Consider the following 17,654-nt stretch of genomic DNA (forward strand, 5'->3'; position numbering starts at 1 on the left):
CCCATGGCGAGAACAGTGAAGCCTTCGGCCATCGACGACATCCTTGCCGAACACTCCGGGCTCGAGCAGCAACTCGCCGACCCAGCGCTGCACAACGACCCGTCCGCGGCGCGCAGGGCAGGCAAAAGATTCGCCGAATTGGCTCCGATCATGTCCGCGCACACCAAGTTGACCGCCGCGCAGGACGACCTCGAAGCCGCACGTGAACTCGCTGCCGACGATTCGTCGTTCGCGGCCGAGATCCCCGAACTCGAGGCGACCGTACTGCACCTCGAGCAGACCCTCACCGACCTGCTCGCGCCACGAGACCCGCACGACGGCGACGACATCGTGATGGAGGTCAAGTCAGGTGAGGGCGGCGAGGAATCGGCGCTCTTCGCGGCCGATCTCGCGCGGATGTACGTGCGCTACGCAGAACGCCGTGGCTGGCGGGTCGAGGTGCTCGACGCCAACGTCTCCGACCTGGGTGGGTACAAGGACGCGACCCTGTCGATCAAGACCAAGGACCCACTCGACGGCGTGTGGGCGCGACTGAAGTTCGAGGGTGGCGTGCACCGGGTGCAGCGGGTGCCGGTCACCGAATCTCAAGGACGCGTGCATACTTCCGCGGCCGGGATTCTGGTCTATCCCGAACCCGATGAGGTCGAAGAGGTTCAGATCGACGAAACCGATTTGCGTATCGACGTCTACCGCTCGTCCGGCAAGGGCGGCCAGGGGGTCAACACCACCGACTCCGCGGTTCGGCTCACCCACCTTCCCACGGGCATCGTGGTGACCTGCCAGAACGAGCGCTCGCAGCTGCAGAACAAGGCGCGCGCGATGCAGGTTCTGGCAGCTCGCCTCCAGGCGGCCGCAGAGGAAGCAGCCAACGAAGAGGCTTCGGCCGGCCGGGCCAGCCAGGTGCGTACCGTCGACCGCTCGGAGCGGATCAGAACCTACAACTATCCCGAGAACCGCATCACCGATCACCGCATCGGCTTCAAGGCGCACAACCTCGATGCCCTGCTCGACGGCGAAATGGATGCGTTGCTCGACGCGCTCGCCAAAGCGGACCGCGACGCTCGGATGCAAGCAGAGTAGTTGGGGCGCAGAGCTTTTCAGATTTCGATCGGCCGGTCCATCGCTCGGTGCGATACCCTTGTTTTCCAGGTTCGACCCCGCACGAGCGCCCCGAGAGGCACAGCAGAATGAACCAGGCCTTGACACCCGCAGGCGAGAACGCCGTCACCGAGCTGTCGTCGCGCTACGGCATCTCGACAGACGCGGTCCGCACCATGCTCGACGCCGTCAACAACGGTCGCGGCACCATGGCGCAGTTCAACATTCCCGAGCTCGGTGGCAGCGGACAGTGGATGCGCGGCGGAATGACCATGGTGGGCAATATGTTCGATCACGGGCTCAAGAGCCGGGTCGACGGCCTGTGCCGTGATCTGTCTGCGGTGCTGTCGCAGCATCAGGTGTATCCGCCGCGGGAGGCTGCGGGTGGGTCGTTCGGTGGTAACTCGTTCGGGTCCGGTTCGTGGTGGCCATCGGATCTGGGTTCGCCGAGTTCGAGCGGCGGCCAGAACGGGTCGCAGTACGCGGTGTTCCCGGGTTCTCGGAGACTCGCGGTGCTCGTGGGCGGCGAATTGGCTGTGTACGACACGCTGGACCACTCCATCGGGGGAGTACAGCAACAGCAGGGCGGTGGACCGGGGTCGCTGGAGTTCACCAGCCAGTACGGCACGTTCAGTGCAGGGAGTCTGCCTCGGGTGGACCAGCAATCGAGCGGAACGAACTCGCGGAACCAGTCCGCATCGCAGGCCTACCCGCAACAGTCCTCGTCGCAGCAGTCTTCGGTTCCGCAGGTCTCGAACCAGTCCGGGGTCGGGGGGAACCAGGTCGGTGTCGACATCTCCGAGATCACCGCTGCGATCGAGGCCCTCGCCGGATTGCACGCGAAGGGGTTCCTCACCGACGACGAGTTCTTCGCCAAGAAGTCGGAGCTACTGGGACGCGTGTGAGTGAGTTGTCGGAGCGTCGTGGCAGTCTGAACCTGTGAGCCGCAAGCCGCTACGCCTAGCAATCCTCGAAGCAACATCGATGCTCGAGGCGGCCGGCGTGCCGAGTCCACGTGTCGATGCAGAATTTCTTGCCGCGCACCTCGTCGGTGTGGAACGTGGCCGTCTCGGTCTTGTTCCTCTCGTCGAACCCGAGCTGATCGAGGCGTACTTCCGGACCATCGAGCAGCGCGCGAAACGTATTCCGCTGCAATACATCACGGGTAAGACCTCGCTGGGCAACATCGACGTTGAAGTGGGTCCGGGTGTCTTCGTGCCGCGTCCGGAGACCGAGCTGCTGTTGGCCTGGGCCCTCGCGTTCCTCGAAAATGTGGACCACCATCCGCCCGTGATTCTCGATCTCTGCACGGGTTCGGGTGCGCTGGCACTCGCGATCGCCAACGCTCGGCCGGACGCCGTCGTGCATGCCGTCGAGCTGGATCCGTCCGCCTTGGCGTGGGCGAGGCGTAACGCAGATCTGCGCAGCGGTGAGGGCGATACCCCGATCACGCTGCACCACGGCGACGTCACGGCACGTGATGTGTTGGTCGAACTCGACGGCGCAGTCGACATGATCGTCGCGAATCCGCCGTACGTCCCGGAAGGGTCACAACTCGATCCCGAAGTGATCGATCACGATCCGCACATGGCTCTTTTCGGCGGTGCCGACGGACTGTCGGTGATCGAGCCGATGGTCGGCAACATCGCCCGTTGGCTTCGAGTCGGCGGCGGCGTCGCGATCGAGCACGACGACTCCAACGGTGACGAGGTGGCGGCACTGCTGTCCCGGAGACGGGTGTTCACCGAGGTCATCGCGCATCCGGACCTGGCAGGCCGGCCCAGGTTCGTCGTCGCCACACGGGCGCACCCCGCCTCGCCCTGACGGCGGGAGCGGCACCTGACACCACTTCGTTACCGCAAGTGGAAGGATGGGCACCGTGAGTACCGTTTACGACTGCAGTGAAGCCGATGCGCGCGCTGCGGGATTGACCGCGGCCCGCGGTGCCCTCAAGTCCGGCCGACTCGTGGTGATGCCCACCGACACCCTGTACGGGATCGCCGCCGATGCCTTCGACGGCAGCGCAGTCACAGATCTGCTGCGCGCCAAGGGGCGGGGACGCGATATGCCCGTGCCCGTGCTCGTCGGCTCGTGGAACACCATCGACGGCTTGGTCCAGAGTGTCCGGCCACGCACCCGAGATCTGATTCGCGCGTTCTGGCCCGGCGCGTTGAGCATCGTCGTCCAGCAGGCTCCGTCGCTGGCGTGGGATCTGGGTGATGCCCAGGGCACGGTCATGTTGCGTATGCCGCTGCATCCGGTCGCGCTCGAGTTGCTGCGTGAGGTCGGCCCGCTCGCGGTGTCCAGCGCCAACATCTCGGGAAGCCCGCCTGCCACCACCGTGACCGAGGCACGGGACCAGCTGGGTGGGTCGGCGGCGGTCTATCTCGACGGGGGACCGGCAGATCACGCGGTGGCGTCGACCATCGTGGATCTGACGAGCGACCGCGCGCGAATTCTGCGGGTCGGTGCCATTCCCACCGAAAAGATTGCCGAGGTTCTCGGTGTCACCGCCGAAAGCCTGGTCCCGGGAGCGTCCTGACATGCCCGTCCGTGCCGCATGAGTGTCGAGTTGCTGGCTCAGTCGAATCTGGGGGCAGGCGTTCCCATTCGGGAGCTACTGCTGGTCTTTCTCACTGCCGCCGTCGTCACGTTCTTCGCCACCGGTGGAGTCAGAGTGGCGGCGATCAAGTTCGGTGCTGTTGCCATTCCGCGCGATCGTGACGTCCACGTGCAAGCCACCCCGAGGCTCGGGGGAGTGGGCATCTACGTGGGCATGCTCGCCGCCCTGCTCTTCGCGTCGCAGCTGCCTGCCCTGGCCCGGGGTTTCGACGTCGCTTACAACCGCGATATTCCGGCCGCGCTGGTTGCCGGCTTCGTGATCGTGTTGGTCGGTGTCATCGACGACCGCTGGGGCCTGGATGCCCTGACCAAGTTCGTCGGGCAGGTGACGGCAGCGGGCGTGTTGGTGATCATGGGTGTCAGTTGGGTCGTGCTGTATCAGCCCTGGGGAGGTGAGCCCGGTCAGCCGGGTAGCACCCTGGTCCTCGATCAACTGCAGGCCGGACTCGTGACGGTTCTGATCACCGTCGTGATCGTCAACGCCATGAATTTCGTCGACGGCCTCGACGGGTTGGCCGCCGGTCTCGGGCTCATTTCCTCGGTGGCGATCTGCATCTTCTCGGTGGGGCTGCTGCAGGAGCAAGGCGGCGATGTGGGCGTCTACCCGCCTGCGCTGATCGCCGCTGCGCTGGCCGGTGCCTGTCTGGGATTTTTGCCGCACAATTTCCAACCTGCGCGCATATTCATGGGTGATTCGGGCTCCATGCTCATCGGGCTGACGCTGGCCACGATCTCGACGAGTGCCTCGGGGAGGATCCCGTTGACGGCGTACGGCCCGCGCGATCTGCTCGGCCTGTTGTCGCCGCTTCTGTTGGTCGGTGCAGTGATGCTCATCCCGATACTCGATCTGCTGCTGGCCGTCATCCGTCGCACGCGGGCCGGACGAAGCCCGTTCAGTCCGGACAAGATGCATTTGCATCATCGGCTCCTGCAGATCGGTCACTCACATCGACGGGTGGTACTGGTGATCTACCTGTGGGTCGGTGTACTCGCTTTTGGGGCGGTCGGATCATCCCTGCTCGATCGACGCATTGTTGTCCTCCTGGTTGCCGCCGGTCTTGTTTTCGCGCTGGTGGTCACAGCCGTCCCCACCTTGCGGGTGGATCGATCGCGTGGACAGGAACGTCGAAGCGCACGACGAGGCGGCTGATCCCGTCGGTTGTTCGCGCTCGCGAGCTGGGTACCCTCGACAACTGTGACCTTCACTCCGCAATCCATGCCCGACCAATTCGCGCCGCTTCGTGCCGCCGTCCGTTACGGACTGATCGGCCTGGTGGTGTTGACGGTGGTGAGTGTCGGTATCTCTGTGACTGCGGCCGGCACTCCCGGCCTGTGGGGATCGCTGATCGGCGTGGCCATCGGCGGAGGGTTTGTGATCACGACGGCCCTGTCGGTCGCTCTCACCACGCGTTTTCCTGCTTCGGCGGTCGGAGCGCTGTTGCTCGGTGGTTGGTTGCTGAAGATGGTGATCGCGCTGATCGTGCTGGTCGCGCTCAAGGATGCCGAGTTCTACAGCCGCTACGCGCTGGGGCTGACGATCCTGGGGGCGCTGGTGGTGGTGCTCGGGGCCGAGGTCTTCGGGGTCGTCAAGACGAAAGTCGCCTACGTCGACAGTGCTCCGTCCGCCGACCACCCCGACAGTCGGTAGTACGACACGGCGTCGTAATCGGTTAAGCTGAGGCCCGCCTACACAACGTCGTAGTTCTGTTGATAAAGTTTGTATCAAGCGGTGGGCAAGACCGGGACAAAAGAGACTTTTTCCCCGGACCGGACCCCCGCAGGTAGCAGTCAGCGTGAGCTTCCTTACAGTAGGCCCGGAGTCACAGACTTCGGCAACGTAAGGTTTCGCCCTGAGAGTTGCCGAGTCGACGTGAGTCGCCGACACCCGACAGACGCTTGGCCGATGAAGACCGGGCCTCAGCCTCTGACGATTGCGAGCCGATTTTCGTCGACTTGATAGATCGTCATTGTCCGATCGAACCGCAGTCGTCACTCGGCTGCGGCCCGAACACGGGAGAGACCGCTGAGCGTCACCAACCTGGCTGCGGAGTTCCATCCGCCGTCGCTATCCGATTTCTTTCCTCCCGCGGTGCTGTTCGAGGGAACCCCGTTCGAGCTCGACCGACTGATGCTCATTCGCATCCTCATGTCGGCGCTGCTCATCGTGTTCATGCTGATCGCTCTGCGCAGCCCCAAGATCGTGCCTCGCGGAATTCAGAACGTTGCCGAGATCGCTCTCGATTTCGTTCGGATCCACGTCGCGGAGGACGTGCTCGGCAAGGAACAGGGACGTCGCTTCCTGCCCGTCATCATGACGATTTTCTTCACGGTGCTGGCGGTGAACGCCAGTGCAGTCATTCCGTTCCTGAACATCTCGTCCAACGCCAGGATCGGATTGCCCATCGTGCTGGCCGCGGTCGCGTACGTCGCGTTCGTCTACGCCGGTGTGAAGAAGTTCGGCGTCGGCAAGTTCGTCAAGGGCACGATCGTCATCCCCGGCATCCCGCCGGCCATGCATGTGCTGTTGATTCCGCTCGAGTTCATCTCGAACTTCGTGCTCCGGCCCTTCACGTTGACCGTGCGTCTGCTGGCCAACATGCTCGCCGGTCACATCATGCTCGTGCTGTTCTTCAGCGCCACGCAGTTCTTCCTCTTCGAGGCCTCTGCCGGCCTGAAGATCTTCGCCGCACCCTCGCTCATCATGGGCTTCCTGTTCACGATGTTCGAGATGCTCGTGATCTTCCTACAGGCGTACATCTTCGCGCTGCTGACGGCGATCTACATCGATCTGTCGCTGCACGCCGACTCACACTGACCGACCGAAAGACCGAACTAGCTACACCGCCACCTCCGACACCCGGATGTGGACCGAAGAAAGGGAACGGAAAACCGAATGAGCCTTGAAGTTCTGGCCCAGGCGCAGGAAATCACCGCCAGCGGATACGGCGCCATCGGCTACGGCCTCGCAGCGATCGGTGGTGGCATCGGCCTCGGCCTCGTCGTCGCCAAGAACATGGAAGCCACCGCTCGCCAGCCCGAGCTGGCCGGTCAGCTCCGTACGACGATGTTCCTCGGCATTGCATTCACCGAGTCCCTCGCCCTGATCGGCCTCGTCGCCGGCTTCATTCTCTGAGAGCGCGATGACAAACGCGATAACGCTGCTCGCAGCAGGGGCTGAAGGGGAGGAATCCCCGAACCCACTGTTGCCCGCAACATACGACATCGTTTGGTCGATCGTCTGCGTCGTGATCATCGGCTTCCTGTTCTGGAAGTACGTCGTACCGCGTTTCCAGACGGTTCTCGCCGAGCGCTCCGAGCTCATCGAAGGCGGAATCAAGAAGGCCGAGCAGGCTCAGGCCGAGGCCAAGGCTGCGCTCGAGCAGTACCACGCTCAGTTGGCCGATGCCCGTTCCGAGGCCGCGCAGATCCGTGAGGAAGCGCGTACTCAGGGGCAGGCGATTCTCGCCGAGATGAAGGAAAAGGCGCAGGAAGAGAGCGACCGGATCGTGGCTGCAGGCCACAATCAGCTCGTTGCTCAGCGTCAGCAGATCGTCACCGAACTTCGTGGAGATCTGGGACGTACGGCCGTCGAACTCGCTGAGAAGGTCATCGGAGAGCAGCTGTCCGACGACGCGAAGCGTTCCAGTTCGATCGATCGCTTCCTCAACGAGTTGGATTCCGTCACCGCGGACTCCGCATCCGGAAAGTGAGTCGAACCATGTACGCAACTTCTCGTGAGTCACTCGCCCGTACTCGGTCGGTTGCCCACGAAGCTCTGGGGTCCGCGTCGGATGGCGAGGCAACAGCTGTCGCTGCTCAGACCGGCGCCGAGTTGTTCGCCGTCGTCGAGACCCTCGACGCGCAGCGCACGTTGCGTACCGCTCTTGCCGACTCGTCGGTCGAGGGCGTTCGGCGAAGCGATCTGGCCGGAGAGGTCTTCTCCGGCCAGGTATCGAGTGCAACGGCAACGATCGTCAAGGCCGCTGCCGGCGAAAGCTGGTCCAACGCCCGCGACCTGCTGAACTCTCTGGTCGAGCTGGGACGCGAAGCTTTGCTCCGCGCTGCGGCCGATCAGGACCAGCTGGACACGGTCGAGGACGAGTTGTTCCGACTGGGACGCATCGTGGCCGGCAACCCGCAGCTCGAGCAGGCCCTGTCGGATCGCTCGAAGCCGTCGCAGGCCAAGCGCGAACTGCTCGGTCGTCTGCTGTACGGCAAGGTCACGGCAGTTACCGAGGCGCTCGCAGTTCAGGCTGTGACGCGTCCCCGCAAGACTGCCCCCGCGGATGTTCTGAACGGCTTGGCAGATCTGGCCGCCGAACAGCGTGACCGCGCGGTTGCACACGTCCGCAGCGCAGCACCCCTGAGCGACAGTCAGCTCGAGAAGCTGACGGCAACCTTGACCCGCACGTACGGCAAGCAGGTCACGGTGCATGTAGAGGTCGATACCGAACTGCTCAGCGGACTTGTCGTTCGTATCGGCGACGAGGTCATCGACGGTAGCGGGGCAGGCCGCCTCGCTGCATTGCGAAAGACGCTCAAATAGTCCGACACGGACACAGTAACGAGAAGAAGCGTCTCGACTTTCGAGACATTTCACCCCGCGATCATTTGAAGGAAGAGCAGGAAACACTATGGCGGAGCTGACGATCTCCTCCGACGAGATCCGTAGCGCGATCGATAACTTCACCGCGAGCTACTCACCGGAGTCTTCCCGCGAGGAGGTCGGCACGGTTACGGACACGAGCGACGGAATCGCTCACGTGTCCGGATTGCCGTCGGCGATGTCCAACGAACTCCTGGAATTCCCCGGCGGAGTCCTCGGTGTCGCGCTGAACCTGGATGCCACCGAAATCGGTGCCGTCATCCTCGGTGACTACGAGCACATCGAAGAAGGCCAGGAAGTCAAGCGCACCGGAGACGTGCTGTCGGTCCCCGTGGGCGACGGCTACCTCGGCCGCGTCGTCGACCCCCTCGGCAAGCCCATCGACGGCCTCGGCGACATCGAGTCCTCCGAGACCCGCGCCCTCGAGTTGCAGGCTGCCTCGGTGCTCGAGCGCCAGCCTGTCGAGGAGCCGCTGCAGACCGGTATCAAGGCGATCGACGCCATGACCCCGATCGGCCGTGGCCAGCGTCAGCTCATCATCGGCGACCGCAAGACCGGCAAGACCGCGGTCTGCATCGACGCCATCCTGAATCAGAAGGCCAACTGGGAGAGCGGCGACGAGAAGAAGCAGGTTCGCTGCATCTACGTCGCCATCGGCCAGAAGGGCTCCACGATCGCAGGCGTCAAGGCTGCACTCGAAGAGCAGGGCGCACTCGAATACACCACCATCGTCGCCGCACCCGCGTCCGATTCGGCCGGCTTCAAGTGGCTCGCTCCGTACACCGGCTCGGCCATCGGCCAGCACTGGATGTACCAGGGCAAGCACGTCCTCATCGTGTTCGACGACCTGACCAAGCAGGCCGAGGCGTACCGCGCCATCTCGCTGCTGCTGCGTCGTCCGCCGGGCCGCGAGGCATACCCCGGTGACGTCTTCTACTTGCACTCCCGTCTGCTGGAGCGCTCGGCGAAGCTGTCCGACGAGCTCGGCGGCGGATCGTTGACGGCTCTGCCGATCATCGAGACCAAGGCCAACGACGTCTCGGCGTACATCCCGACCAACGTCATCTCCATCACCGACGGCCAGGTCTTCCTGGAGTCGGACCTCTTCAACAAGGGCGTCCGTCCCGCGATCAACGTGGGTATCTCGGTTTCCCGAGTCGGCGGTGCTGCGCAGACCAAGGGCATGAAGAAGGTCTCCGGATCCCTTCGTCTCGAGCTCGCTCAGTTCCGTGAACTCGAAGCCTTCTCCGCATTCGCGTCCGATCTCGACGCTGCCTCCAAGGCACAGCTCGAGCGCGGTGCTCGCCTGGTGGAGCTGCTCAAGCAGGATCAGTACGCACCGGTGGCTGTCGAAGACCAGATCGTCTCGATCTGGCTCGCCGGACAGGGCACATACGACTCCGTCCCGGTCGGCGATGTTCGCCGCTTCGAGACCGAGCTGCTCGAGGATCTGCACCGCAACGCAAGCGGCGTCTACGACAGCATCGCCGGTGGCAAGGCTCTCGACGACGACAACCAGAAGGCACTGACCGAAGCGACCGAGAAGTTCAAGGCCGGTTTCGTGGACTCGGACGGCAACCGCGTCGTCAACGAGGCCGAGGCCGACACTCTGAACGCCGACGAGGTCAGCCAGGAGCAGGTCAACGTCACCCGCAAGACAGTCAGCAAGTAGGCCGGCGATGACAGGTGACAAGACGAGCACAGAAGGGAGCGTGAACAGCTAGATGGCAAGCATTCTCGAGCTTCGCTCCCGTATCAAGTCGGTCAACTCGACGAAGAAGATCACCAAAGCGCAAGAGTTGATCGCAACTTCGCGAATCACCAAGGCGCAGGCCCGCGTTGCCGCATCGAAGCCGTACGCGGAAGAGATCACCAAGGTGCTCTCCGCGTTGGCGAGTGCATCGAGCTCGCTCGATCACCCGTTGCTCAACGAGCGACCCGAGCCCAAGCGTGCCGCAGTCCTGGTCGTGACCAGTGACCGCGGTATGTGCGGTGGCTACAACTCCAACGTCCTCAAGGAATCGGAAGAGCTGTTCCAGCTCCTCCGCTCCGAGGGCAAGGATCCGGTCATTTACGTACTCGGGGCAAAAGGCCTGGGCTACTACACATTCCGCGAGCGGGACGTGAAGGGTGCCTGGACCGGCTTCTCCCAGGAACCCGGCTACGCCGACGCAGCGAAGGCCAGTAAGCATCTGGTCGAGCTGTTCATGGCGGGCTCGGGCACCGAGGTCGACGCTCCCAACGGTGAAGGCACCGTCGAGGGCGTGGACGAGTTGCACATCGTCTACACCCGCTTCGTGTCGATGCTCACGCAGAAGCCCGAAGTTCGCCGAATGGCACCACTCGAAATCTCGTACACAGACGAGGAATTCGAGATGGGTGCGGACGCGTTGACGGACTCGCCGACGGCAGATGTGCAGGCACAGTACGAATTCGAGCCGGAGGCAGGCACTCTGCTCTCGGCGCTGCTGCCCAAGTACATCAGCACCAGGATCTACGCGTCGTTGCTCGATGCAGCAGCGTCGGAGTCCGCGGCGCGTCGTACCGCCATGAAGGCAGCGACGGACAACGCGAACGAATTGGTCGAGACCTTGAGCCGTCAGGCCAACCAGGCTCGGCAGGCCCAGATCACCCAGGAAATCAGCGAAATCGTCGGTGGCGCCAACGCGTTGGCCGACAGCGCAGGAAGTGACTAAGCAATGACCGCAGCAGTAGCCCAAGAGAACGCGAGCGGAGCGGACACTCAGTCCGGCCGTGTCGTTCGGGTCATCGGCCCCGTTGTGGACGTCGAGTTCCCGCGCGGCTCGATTCCCGCACTGTTCAACGCCCTCAACGCAGAGATCACTCTGCCGACCGTGGCCAAGACCCTGACGCTCGAGGTAGCACAGCACCTCGGCGACAACTTGGTTCGCACCATCTCGATGCAGCCGACCGACGGACTCGTCCGCGGCACCGCTGTCGTCGACTCGGGCAAGCCGATCTCGGTTCCCGTCGGCGACGTCGTCAAGGGCCACGTCTTCAACGCCCTCGGTGACTGCTTGGACACCCCCGGACTCGGCCGCGACGGCGAGCAGTGGGGCATCCACCGCAAGCCCCCAGCCTTCGACCAGCTCGAGGGCAAGACCGAGATCCTCGAGACCGGTATCAAGGTCATCGACCTTCTCACCCCGTACGTCAAGGGCGGCAAGATCGGACTGTTCGGTGGTGCCGGTGTCGGCAAGACCGTGCTGATCCAGGAAATGATCACCCGTATCGCACGTGAGTTCTCGGGTACCTCGGTGTTCGCAGGCGTCGGCGAGCGCACTCGTGAGGGCACCGACCTTCACCTCGAGATGGAAGAGATGGGCGTCCTCCAGGACACCGCCCTCGTCTTCGGCCAGATGGACGAGCCGCCGGGCACGCGTATGCGCGTCGCTCTGTCCGCACTGACCATGGCGGAGTACTTCCGCGATGTGCAGGGCCAGGACGTGTTGCTCTTCATCGACAACATCTTCCGGTTCACGCAGGCAGGTTCGGAGGTGTCGACCCTTCTCGGTCGTATGCCCTCGGCCGTGGGCTACCAGCCCACGCTGGCGGACGAGATGGGTGAGCTCCAAGAGCGCATCACCTCGACCCGCGGACGTTCGATCACCTCGCTGCAGGCGATCTACGTTCCCGCCGACGACTACACCGACCCGGCACCGGCAACGACGTTCGCGCACCTCGATGCGACGACCGAGCTCTCGCGTCCGATTTCGCAGATGGGTATCTACCCCGCTGTGGACCCACTGAGCTCGACCTCGCGCATCCTCGAGCCCGGCATCGTCGGTGCGGAGCACTTCCGCGTCGCCAACGAGGTCAAGCGGATCCTTCAGAAGTACAAGGAACTGCAGGACATCATCGCCATCCTCGGTATGGACGAGCTCCAGGAAGAGGACAAGGTTCTGGTCGGCCGTGCACGTCGCCTCCAGAAGTTCCTCGGCCAGAACTTCATCGTTGCCGAGAAGTTCACCGGTGAGGCCGGTTCGGTCGTGTCGCTCTCCGACACCATCGAGGCATTCGACAAGGTCACCAAGGGTGAGTACGACCACCTTCCCGAGCAGGCCTTCAACAGCTGTGGCGGTCTCGACGATGTCGAGGCAGCCGCGAAGAAGATGGCCGGAAAGTAGACCGACGTGACTTCTTCCGAGAAGAGCGGCATGGAGGTCTCCCTGGTCGCTGTGGAGCAAAAGCTGTGGTCCGGTACCGCGACCATCGTCAGCGCTCAGACCACCGAAGGTGAGATCGGAATCATGCTGGGCCACGAGCCTGTCCTTGGGCAGCTGATCGAGGGTGGCACGGTGTCGATCACGACGACCGATGGCGAAAAGATCATCGCCGCCGTCCACGGTGGATTTCTGTCGGTGACGGGCAAGACGGTGACCGTACTGGCGGAGTCGGCTGATTTTGCCGACGACATCGATGTAGAAGCGGCACGGTCCGTAGTGGCAGAGAACGGCGACGACCTCGAGGCCATTGCTGTGGCCAAGGGACGTATCCGCGCTGTCGAGCGGTCCTAGGTTCACGAGAAGCCGCGACGAGACCTGCGATGCCTTCTGGATTGATTGCTCTGATCATTCTGGTTGTGCTGCTTGCAGGACTCGTCGCGGCTTTCGCGTACCGTTTGGCGGTGCTGCGCCGGGGAGGCACGGCTGCGATCATGCGGGTGCTTCCGTCCGACGGCGGCGCCGGTTGGCGGCACGGCATCATTCGGTACGGCGACAACACGCTGGTGTTCTTCAAGTTGTCGAGCCTGCGACCCGGCCCTGATCACCGCCTGGGTAGGCAGGATATCCACGTGGGGGAGCGGCGGGCCCCGCGTGACACAGAGTTCGACATCATGACTCCGGACATCGCTGTGCTGGAGTTGTCGCACAGCGGCAAGAAGTACGAAATGGCTTTGGACAGAAGTGCGTTGACCGCTTTCCTGTCCTGGGTGGAATCCCGACCGTCCGGCCGCTCGCGTCGCAGGCGGCCGGCGGCGTAATCAGTTCTCGTCGGCTTCGGGTTCGCTCGTGGTCCGACTCGAGCCCGGTACCCACTGAATGTCGCCCTCGGGATTGGCGTACCGACTGAGAATGAACAGCAGGTCCGAAAGCCTGTTGAGGTATTTGGCCGGCAAATCGCTCGTTGATTCGGGGCCGGCGTGAACCGCGGCCCAGGCCGATCTCTCCGCGCGCCGTGCGACGGTTCGCGCAACATGCAGCAACGCTCCCAAAGGTGTGCCGCCGGGCAGAATGAACGACGTCAGCGCGGGCAACTCGTCGTTGAATTCGTCGCACCATGCTTCGAGACGGTCGATATAACTCTGATCGATCCTCAGCGGTGGGTATTCCGGATCCGCCACGACGGGCGTCGACAGATCGGCACCCGCGTCGAACAGGTCGCTCTGAATGGTTCGAATCACGGCGCACACCGCTTCGCTCGGATTTCCCAGTGCGAGTGCGACTCCGAGGCTGGCGTTGGTTTCGTCGCAGTCTGCGTAGGCGATCAGCCGCGCGTCGTTCTTGGAGACCCTCGAGAAATCGCTCAATCCCGTGGTCCCGTCGTCGCCGGTCCGAGTGTAGATACGAGTGAGGTGAACGGCCATGCGGCTACGGTACCGCGCGGGTGACGGTCGGTACCGCTGGCTACGCTGTCGAAGTGAGCGAACGTTTCTTGGTCAACGGTGGTAACCGCCTCGTCGGTGAGGTGGCGGTCGGCGGCGCGAAGAACAGCGTCCTCAAATTGATGGCTGCTGCGCTACTTGCCGAAGGCACCAGCACGATCACCAATTGCCCCGACATCTTGGATGTCCCACTGATGGCAGAGGTGTTGCGTGGGCTCGGGTGTGAGGTCGATCTCGAAGGTTCGGTCGTTCACATCACCACCCCTGCGATGCCCAAGTATCACGCCGATTTTGCGGCCGTTCGACAGTTCCGAGCATCGGTGTGCGTGTTGGGCCCGCTGGTGGCGCGATGTAAGCGTGCCGTCGTAGCGCTGCCGGGCGGTGACGCCATCGGTTCACGACCCCTCGACATGCACCAGTCCGGTCTGCAGTTGCTGGGTGCACGTAGCGAGATTCAGCATGGATGCGTCGTAGCCGAGGCCGACGAGCTGCGCGGCGCGAACATCAGGCTGGCTTTCCCTTCCGTGGGAGCGACGGAGAACATCTTGATGGCGGCGGTACTCGCTACGGGTGAGACCGTGATCGACAATGCAGCACGCGAACCGGACATCGTCGATGTGTGCAACATGCTCAACGAGATGGGTGCCGATGTGCAGGGTGCCGGTACGTCGACGCTCACCATTCGCGGTGTCAGTGCGCTGAAGCCGACCACTCATCGGGTCATCGGCGATCGGATCGTGGCTGCTACGTGGGGGATTGCCGCGGCGATGACGCGAGGCGATGTCCGAGTGCGGGGGGTCAACCCCAAGCATCTGTCGCTGGTTCTGGACAAGCTGCGTTCTGCCGGTGCCGAGGTGACCAGCGAGCCGGACGGCTTCCGCGTCGTTCAGCACGAGCGGCCGCGAGCGGTGAACTTCGCGACGTTGCCCTATCCCGGGTTCCCCACGGATCTTCAGCCGATGGCAATCGGCCTTGCAACAGTCGCCGACGGGACGTCGATGATCACCGAGAACGTATTCGAGGCGCGCTTCCGGTTCGTCGAGGAAATGATCCGGCTGGGCGCTGACGCTCGTACCGATGGCCACCATGCTGTGGTGCGCGGTGTGCCGCAGCTCTCCAGTGCACCGGTGTGGTCGTCCGACATTCGGGCAGGGGCAGGGCTGGTGCTGGCCGGGCTGGTGGCCGACGGAACGACCGAGGTGCACGACGTGTTCCACATCGACAGGGGCTACCCGCGATTCGTGGAAAACCTGACTGCTCTCGGCGGGGACATCGAGCGAGTCAGCTGACGCCCTTTCTTTCGAGCGCGTCGACCAGCACTCCCAAGGCACGTTGGAATCGATCGTCGGACACCGAGCCGTAGCCGACGACGACTCCACCCTGGGTGGTGGGCGACCGCGTCGAGTGTTCGAGGGTGGGCACGTCGACCCCGTTAGTTGCACAGTCGGCTGCGACGTCGCGTGCTACGTCGGTGTCGAGCATCAGCACGGTATGCAGGCCGGCACCGACACCACGAAGCTCGCCGAATCGAGAGAGTGCGGCGGCAACGATGCGGTCACGTGCGCGATAGATTCGACGCGCGGCGCGTACGGATCGGTCCCATTCGCCGTCGCGGAGCAGTGAGCTCATGGCGTATTGGATGGGAATCGAGGGGTGGTCGCCGATTGCGCGACGCGTTTCGGTGATGCGCTCGACCATCGACGGGGGAGCCACCATCCATCCGAGCCGCACGCCGGCACCCAACGTCTTCGACACGGTTCCCAGGTAGACGGCGTTGTCGGGGACGAGCTCGGTAACGGTGGGCAAAGGTGCTATGCCGTAACGGAATTCGGAATCGTAGTCGTCCTCGATGATGGTCGATCCGGTATTCCGCGCCCAGTCCGCGAGGGCGCGCCTACGAGCTATGGGCATGAGCCCGCCGGTGGGGTACTGGTGCGAGGGGGTGACGTAGACGGCAGGGGTCCTTGGAGGTGCAGTCTTGAGTTCTCCGACTTCGAGGCCCCCACGGTCGACGGGGACGTCGTGAACGGTCCAACCGCGGTGCTCAGCGAGGGCGGCGGCAGATCGATAACCCGGATTCTCCAGTGCGAGAACCTTTTCGACGCCGAGGTGCGCCGAAAGTGCGCCCAGCGCAAGGTCGAGGCCGTGAATGCTTCCTGTTGTGACGACGATCGAGTCGGCGGTGGTGTGCAGTCCGCGCGCACGGCCGAGCAGATCTGCGATGCGTGTTCTCAGGTCCAATAAGCCCGCTGGATCGGGGTAGTCGCCGGGTGGAGGCGATGCGCCCACATCTCGCCAGGCTCGCTTCCACGCTTCGGACGCACGAGGAGGAGTCCACGGTATTCCGGGTCGCAGCGAAATGCGCTGCGCAACCGGTGAGTCTTCCCGTGCTGGTCGTAGCCGACGGTGCGACCGAACGGCATGCGGAACATCTCGGACGTAGTTGCCCGATCCGCGACGTGCGTCGAGCCATCCCTCGGCGACGAGCTGTTCGTACGCCTTCTCGACCACGGCGCGAGCCAGTCCTACTTCGACGGAAAGTGCTCTGGTACTGGGTAATCGGGCTCCTGGTGCAAGTTCCCCGCGATCGATCGCCGTGCGAATGCCGTCGGCGACCTGAACGGGCAACGTACGACGGTCGGCGCGATCGACCGTGATCGACAGCGAATTCGGCGGCAAGGTCATCGTGCGTCACCGATCCAAGTAGGTAAGTGGCCTAGCAAAGTTACTGTCTATTGGACCATGACAGTGAGCCAAACAAGCAGGATCCTGTCTTCATGACGATCGATGAAGAACCCCTGTCCCCGACGCCCAGAACCGCGGTGATCCGTGGTCGGCAGCGCGCTCTAGCGCAGCGATCGGCGCTGCTGGACGTGCTCGGCTCGGCGCGCCTCTGCCATCTGGGCGTAGTGGTGGAGAACGTGGCGCGGGTGCTTCCGACCGTGTTCGGCGTTGATCCCGACGGCCCGGACAGGGCCGGGACTCTGTACCTGCACGGCTCGGTCGCCTCTCGCAGCATGATCGAGGCTCCGGCACAGGACATCTGCGTGACGGTCACCGTGGTCGACGGGTTGGTCCTGGCTCGTTCCGCGTTCCACCACTCGATGAACTACCGAAGTGCCGTCATCGTCGGGCTCCCGCGTCGAGTGGAGGACGAGAGGGAGCGGGTTCGCGCGTTGGACGCAATAGTCGACCAGGTCGTTCCCGGTCGAAGTGCGCACCTGCGTGCGCATACGAGAAAGGAACTCGCAGCGACCAGTGTTCTGGCGCTTCCGCTGTACGAGGCATCTGTGAAGGCGCGTGCCGGCGGACCCGTCGACGACGAGTCCGATATCGCTGCCGGGGGAGTGTGGGCGGGTGTCGTTCCCATCGGCGAAAGCGTCGGTCATGCCGAACGTGGCGACGACGTGGACCCGCGCCTTGCGATGCCGGATCATGTCTTCGCGTTGTCACGCCTGTGAAACCAGTATCGCCGGCATTTCCCGCAAATATGGTGGGCGTCACACGAGAGCATTTGTCTGCCGGGTCGACGGGGCAGGGGCACGTATGGGCTCTTACCTGCGCAGATGACCGCAACCCCTCGGTTCACCTGCCGATTTGCACGGGTGGGGTTGGTGGCGTAACTTTTGTCGAGTCAGAGCGACGGACACCGACCCGGTCTTCACGGACAGGGATACGAGGTTGGACGTGTGGCCTGGCAGG

General features: G+C 63.7%; 19 protein-coding genes. 17 read left to right on the forward strand and 2 right to left on the reverse strand.

What is annotated here, in order from left to right; genetic code table 11:
- Positions 1 to 3 precede the first annotated feature (3 nt).
- The 15 genes from prfA (at position 4) to ASG84_RS15160 (ending at position 13,331) form a co-directional block, all read left to right on the forward strand.
- On the forward strand, positions 4 to 1,080 hold the full coding sequence (prfA, locus tag ASG84_RS15090; RefSeq protein ID WP_032378891.1) for a peptide chain release factor 1: 1,077 nt from the start codon (positions 4 to 6) through the stop codon (positions 1,078 to 1,080).
- Positions 1,081 to 1,187: 107 nt separating this feature from the next.
- Positions 1,188 to 2,003 (forward strand): SHOCT domain-containing protein, encoded by an 816-nt coding sequence (locus tag ASG84_RS15095; RefSeq protein ID WP_057477864.1) that lies wholly within the window; start codon positions 1,188 to 1,190, stop codon positions 2,001 to 2,003.
- A gap of 34 nt (positions 2,004 to 2,037) precedes the next feature.
- A complete protein-coding gene (gene prmC, locus ASG84_RS15100; protein ID WP_057477865.1) occupies positions 2,038 to 2,922 on the forward strand; it encodes a peptide chain release factor N(5)-glutamine methyltransferase in 885 nt (294 codons plus the stop codon).
- A 55-nt stretch (positions 2,923 to 2,977) separates the two neighbouring features.
- A complete protein-coding gene (locus ASG84_RS15105; RefSeq protein WP_057477881.1) occupies positions 2,978 to 3,640 on the forward strand; it encodes an L-threonylcarbamoyladenylate synthase in 663 nt (220 codons plus the stop codon).
- An 18-nt stretch (positions 3,641 to 3,658) separates the two neighbouring features.
- Positions 3,659 to 4,870, forward strand: coding sequence for a glycosyltransferase family 4 protein (locus ASG84_RS15110; RefSeq protein WP_057477866.1), 1,212 nt, complete (start codon positions 3,659 to 3,661; stop codon positions 4,868 to 4,870).
- Between the two features lie 66 nt (positions 4,871 to 4,936).
- Positions 4,937 to 5,368 (forward strand): hypothetical protein, encoded by a 432-nt coding sequence (locus ASG84_RS15115; RefSeq protein WP_057477882.1) that lies wholly within the window; start codon positions 4,937 to 4,939, stop codon positions 5,366 to 5,368.
- Between the two features lie 441 nt (positions 5,369 to 5,809).
- Positions 5,810 to 6,535: a F0F1 ATP synthase subunit A gene (gene atpB, locus ASG84_RS15120; protein WP_057477867.1), complete on the forward strand. Its 726-nt coding sequence runs from the start codon at positions 5,810 to 5,812 to the stop codon at positions 6,533 to 6,535.
- 78 nt (positions 6,536 to 6,613) lie between these two features.
- A complete protein-coding gene (locus ASG84_RS15125) occupies positions 6,614 to 6,853 on the forward strand; it encodes an ATP synthase F0 subunit C (RefSeq protein ID WP_008715092.1) in 240 nt (79 codons plus the stop codon).
- Between the two features lie 7 nt (positions 6,854 to 6,860).
- Complete coding sequence (locus ASG84_RS15130; RefSeq protein ID WP_032378886.1) at positions 6,861 to 7,430, forward strand: F0F1 ATP synthase subunit B; 570 nt, start codon at positions 6,861 to 6,863, stop codon at positions 7,428 to 7,430.
- A gap of 8 nt (positions 7,431 to 7,438) precedes the next feature.
- On the forward strand, positions 7,439 to 8,266 hold the full coding sequence (locus tag ASG84_RS15135) for a F0F1 ATP synthase subunit delta (protein WP_057477868.1): 828 nt from the start codon (positions 7,439 to 7,441) through the stop codon (positions 8,264 to 8,266).
- Positions 8,267 to 8,354: 88 nt separating this feature from the next.
- Positions 8,355 to 9,998 (forward strand): F0F1 ATP synthase subunit alpha, encoded by a 1,644-nt coding sequence (gene atpA, locus ASG84_RS15140; protein WP_032378884.1) that lies wholly within the window; start codon positions 8,355 to 8,357, stop codon positions 9,996 to 9,998.
- A gap of 52 nt (positions 9,999 to 10,050) precedes the next feature.
- Positions 10,051 to 11,022, forward strand: coding sequence for a F0F1 ATP synthase subunit gamma (locus ASG84_RS15145; RefSeq protein ID WP_032373970.1), 972 nt, complete (start codon positions 10,051 to 10,053; stop codon positions 11,020 to 11,022).
- 3 nt (positions 11,023 to 11,025) lie between these two features.
- Complete coding sequence (gene atpD, locus ASG84_RS15150; RefSeq protein ID WP_027497899.1) at positions 11,026 to 12,474, forward strand: F0F1 ATP synthase subunit beta; 1,449 nt, start codon at positions 11,026 to 11,028, stop codon at positions 12,472 to 12,474.
- Positions 12,475 to 12,504: 30 nt separating this feature from the next.
- On the forward strand, positions 12,505 to 12,864 hold the full coding sequence (locus ASG84_RS15155; protein ID WP_057477869.1) for a F0F1 ATP synthase subunit epsilon: 360 nt from the start codon (positions 12,505 to 12,507) through the stop codon (positions 12,862 to 12,864).
- A gap of 29 nt (positions 12,865 to 12,893) precedes the next feature.
- Positions 12,894 to 13,331 (forward strand): DUF2550 domain-containing protein, encoded by a 438-nt coding sequence (locus tag ASG84_RS15160; RefSeq protein WP_057477870.1) that lies wholly within the window; start codon positions 12,894 to 12,896, stop codon positions 13,329 to 13,331.
- Here ASG84_RS15160 and ASG84_RS15165 read toward each other — a convergent pair whose 3' ends face one another.
- Positions 13,332 to 13,934, reverse strand: coding sequence for a cob(I)yrinic acid a,c-diamide adenosyltransferase (locus ASG84_RS15165; RefSeq protein WP_057477871.1), 603 nt, complete (start codon positions 13,932 to 13,934; stop codon positions 13,332 to 13,334). It abuts the gene before it with no gap.
- Between the two features lie 53 nt (positions 13,935 to 13,987).
- On the opposite strand from ASG84_RS15165, the gene murA reads away from it, so the two are divergent.
- On the forward strand, positions 13,988 to 15,241 hold the full coding sequence (gene murA, locus ASG84_RS15170; RefSeq protein WP_057477883.1) for a UDP-N-acetylglucosamine 1-carboxyvinyltransferase: 1,254 nt from the start codon (positions 13,988 to 13,990) through the stop codon (positions 15,239 to 15,241).
- Here the strand turns inward: murA and pdxR are convergent.
- Positions 15,234 to 16,637, reverse strand: a complete 1,404-nt coding sequence (gene pdxR / locus ASG84_RS15175) for a MocR-like pyridoxine biosynthesis transcription factor PdxR (RefSeq protein ID WP_235581674.1) — start codon at positions 16,635 to 16,637, stop codon at positions 15,234 to 15,236. The two genes, murA and pdxR, sit on opposite strands and share 8 nt — an antisense overlap.
- Before the next feature lie 92 nt (positions 16,638 to 16,729).
- On the opposite strand from pdxR, the gene ASG84_RS15180 reads away from it, so the two are divergent.
- A complete protein-coding gene (locus ASG84_RS15180; protein WP_057477872.1) occupies positions 16,730 to 17,413 on the forward strand; it encodes a pyridoxamine 5'-phosphate oxidase family protein in 684 nt (227 codons plus the stop codon).
- The last annotated feature ends 241 nt before the right edge of the window (positions 17,414 to 17,654 follow it).

The organism is Rhodococcus sp. Leaf278, from assembly GCF_001426085.1.
Lineage (GTDB): Bacteria > Actinomycetota > Actinomycetes > Mycobacteriales > Mycobacteriaceae > Rhodococcoides.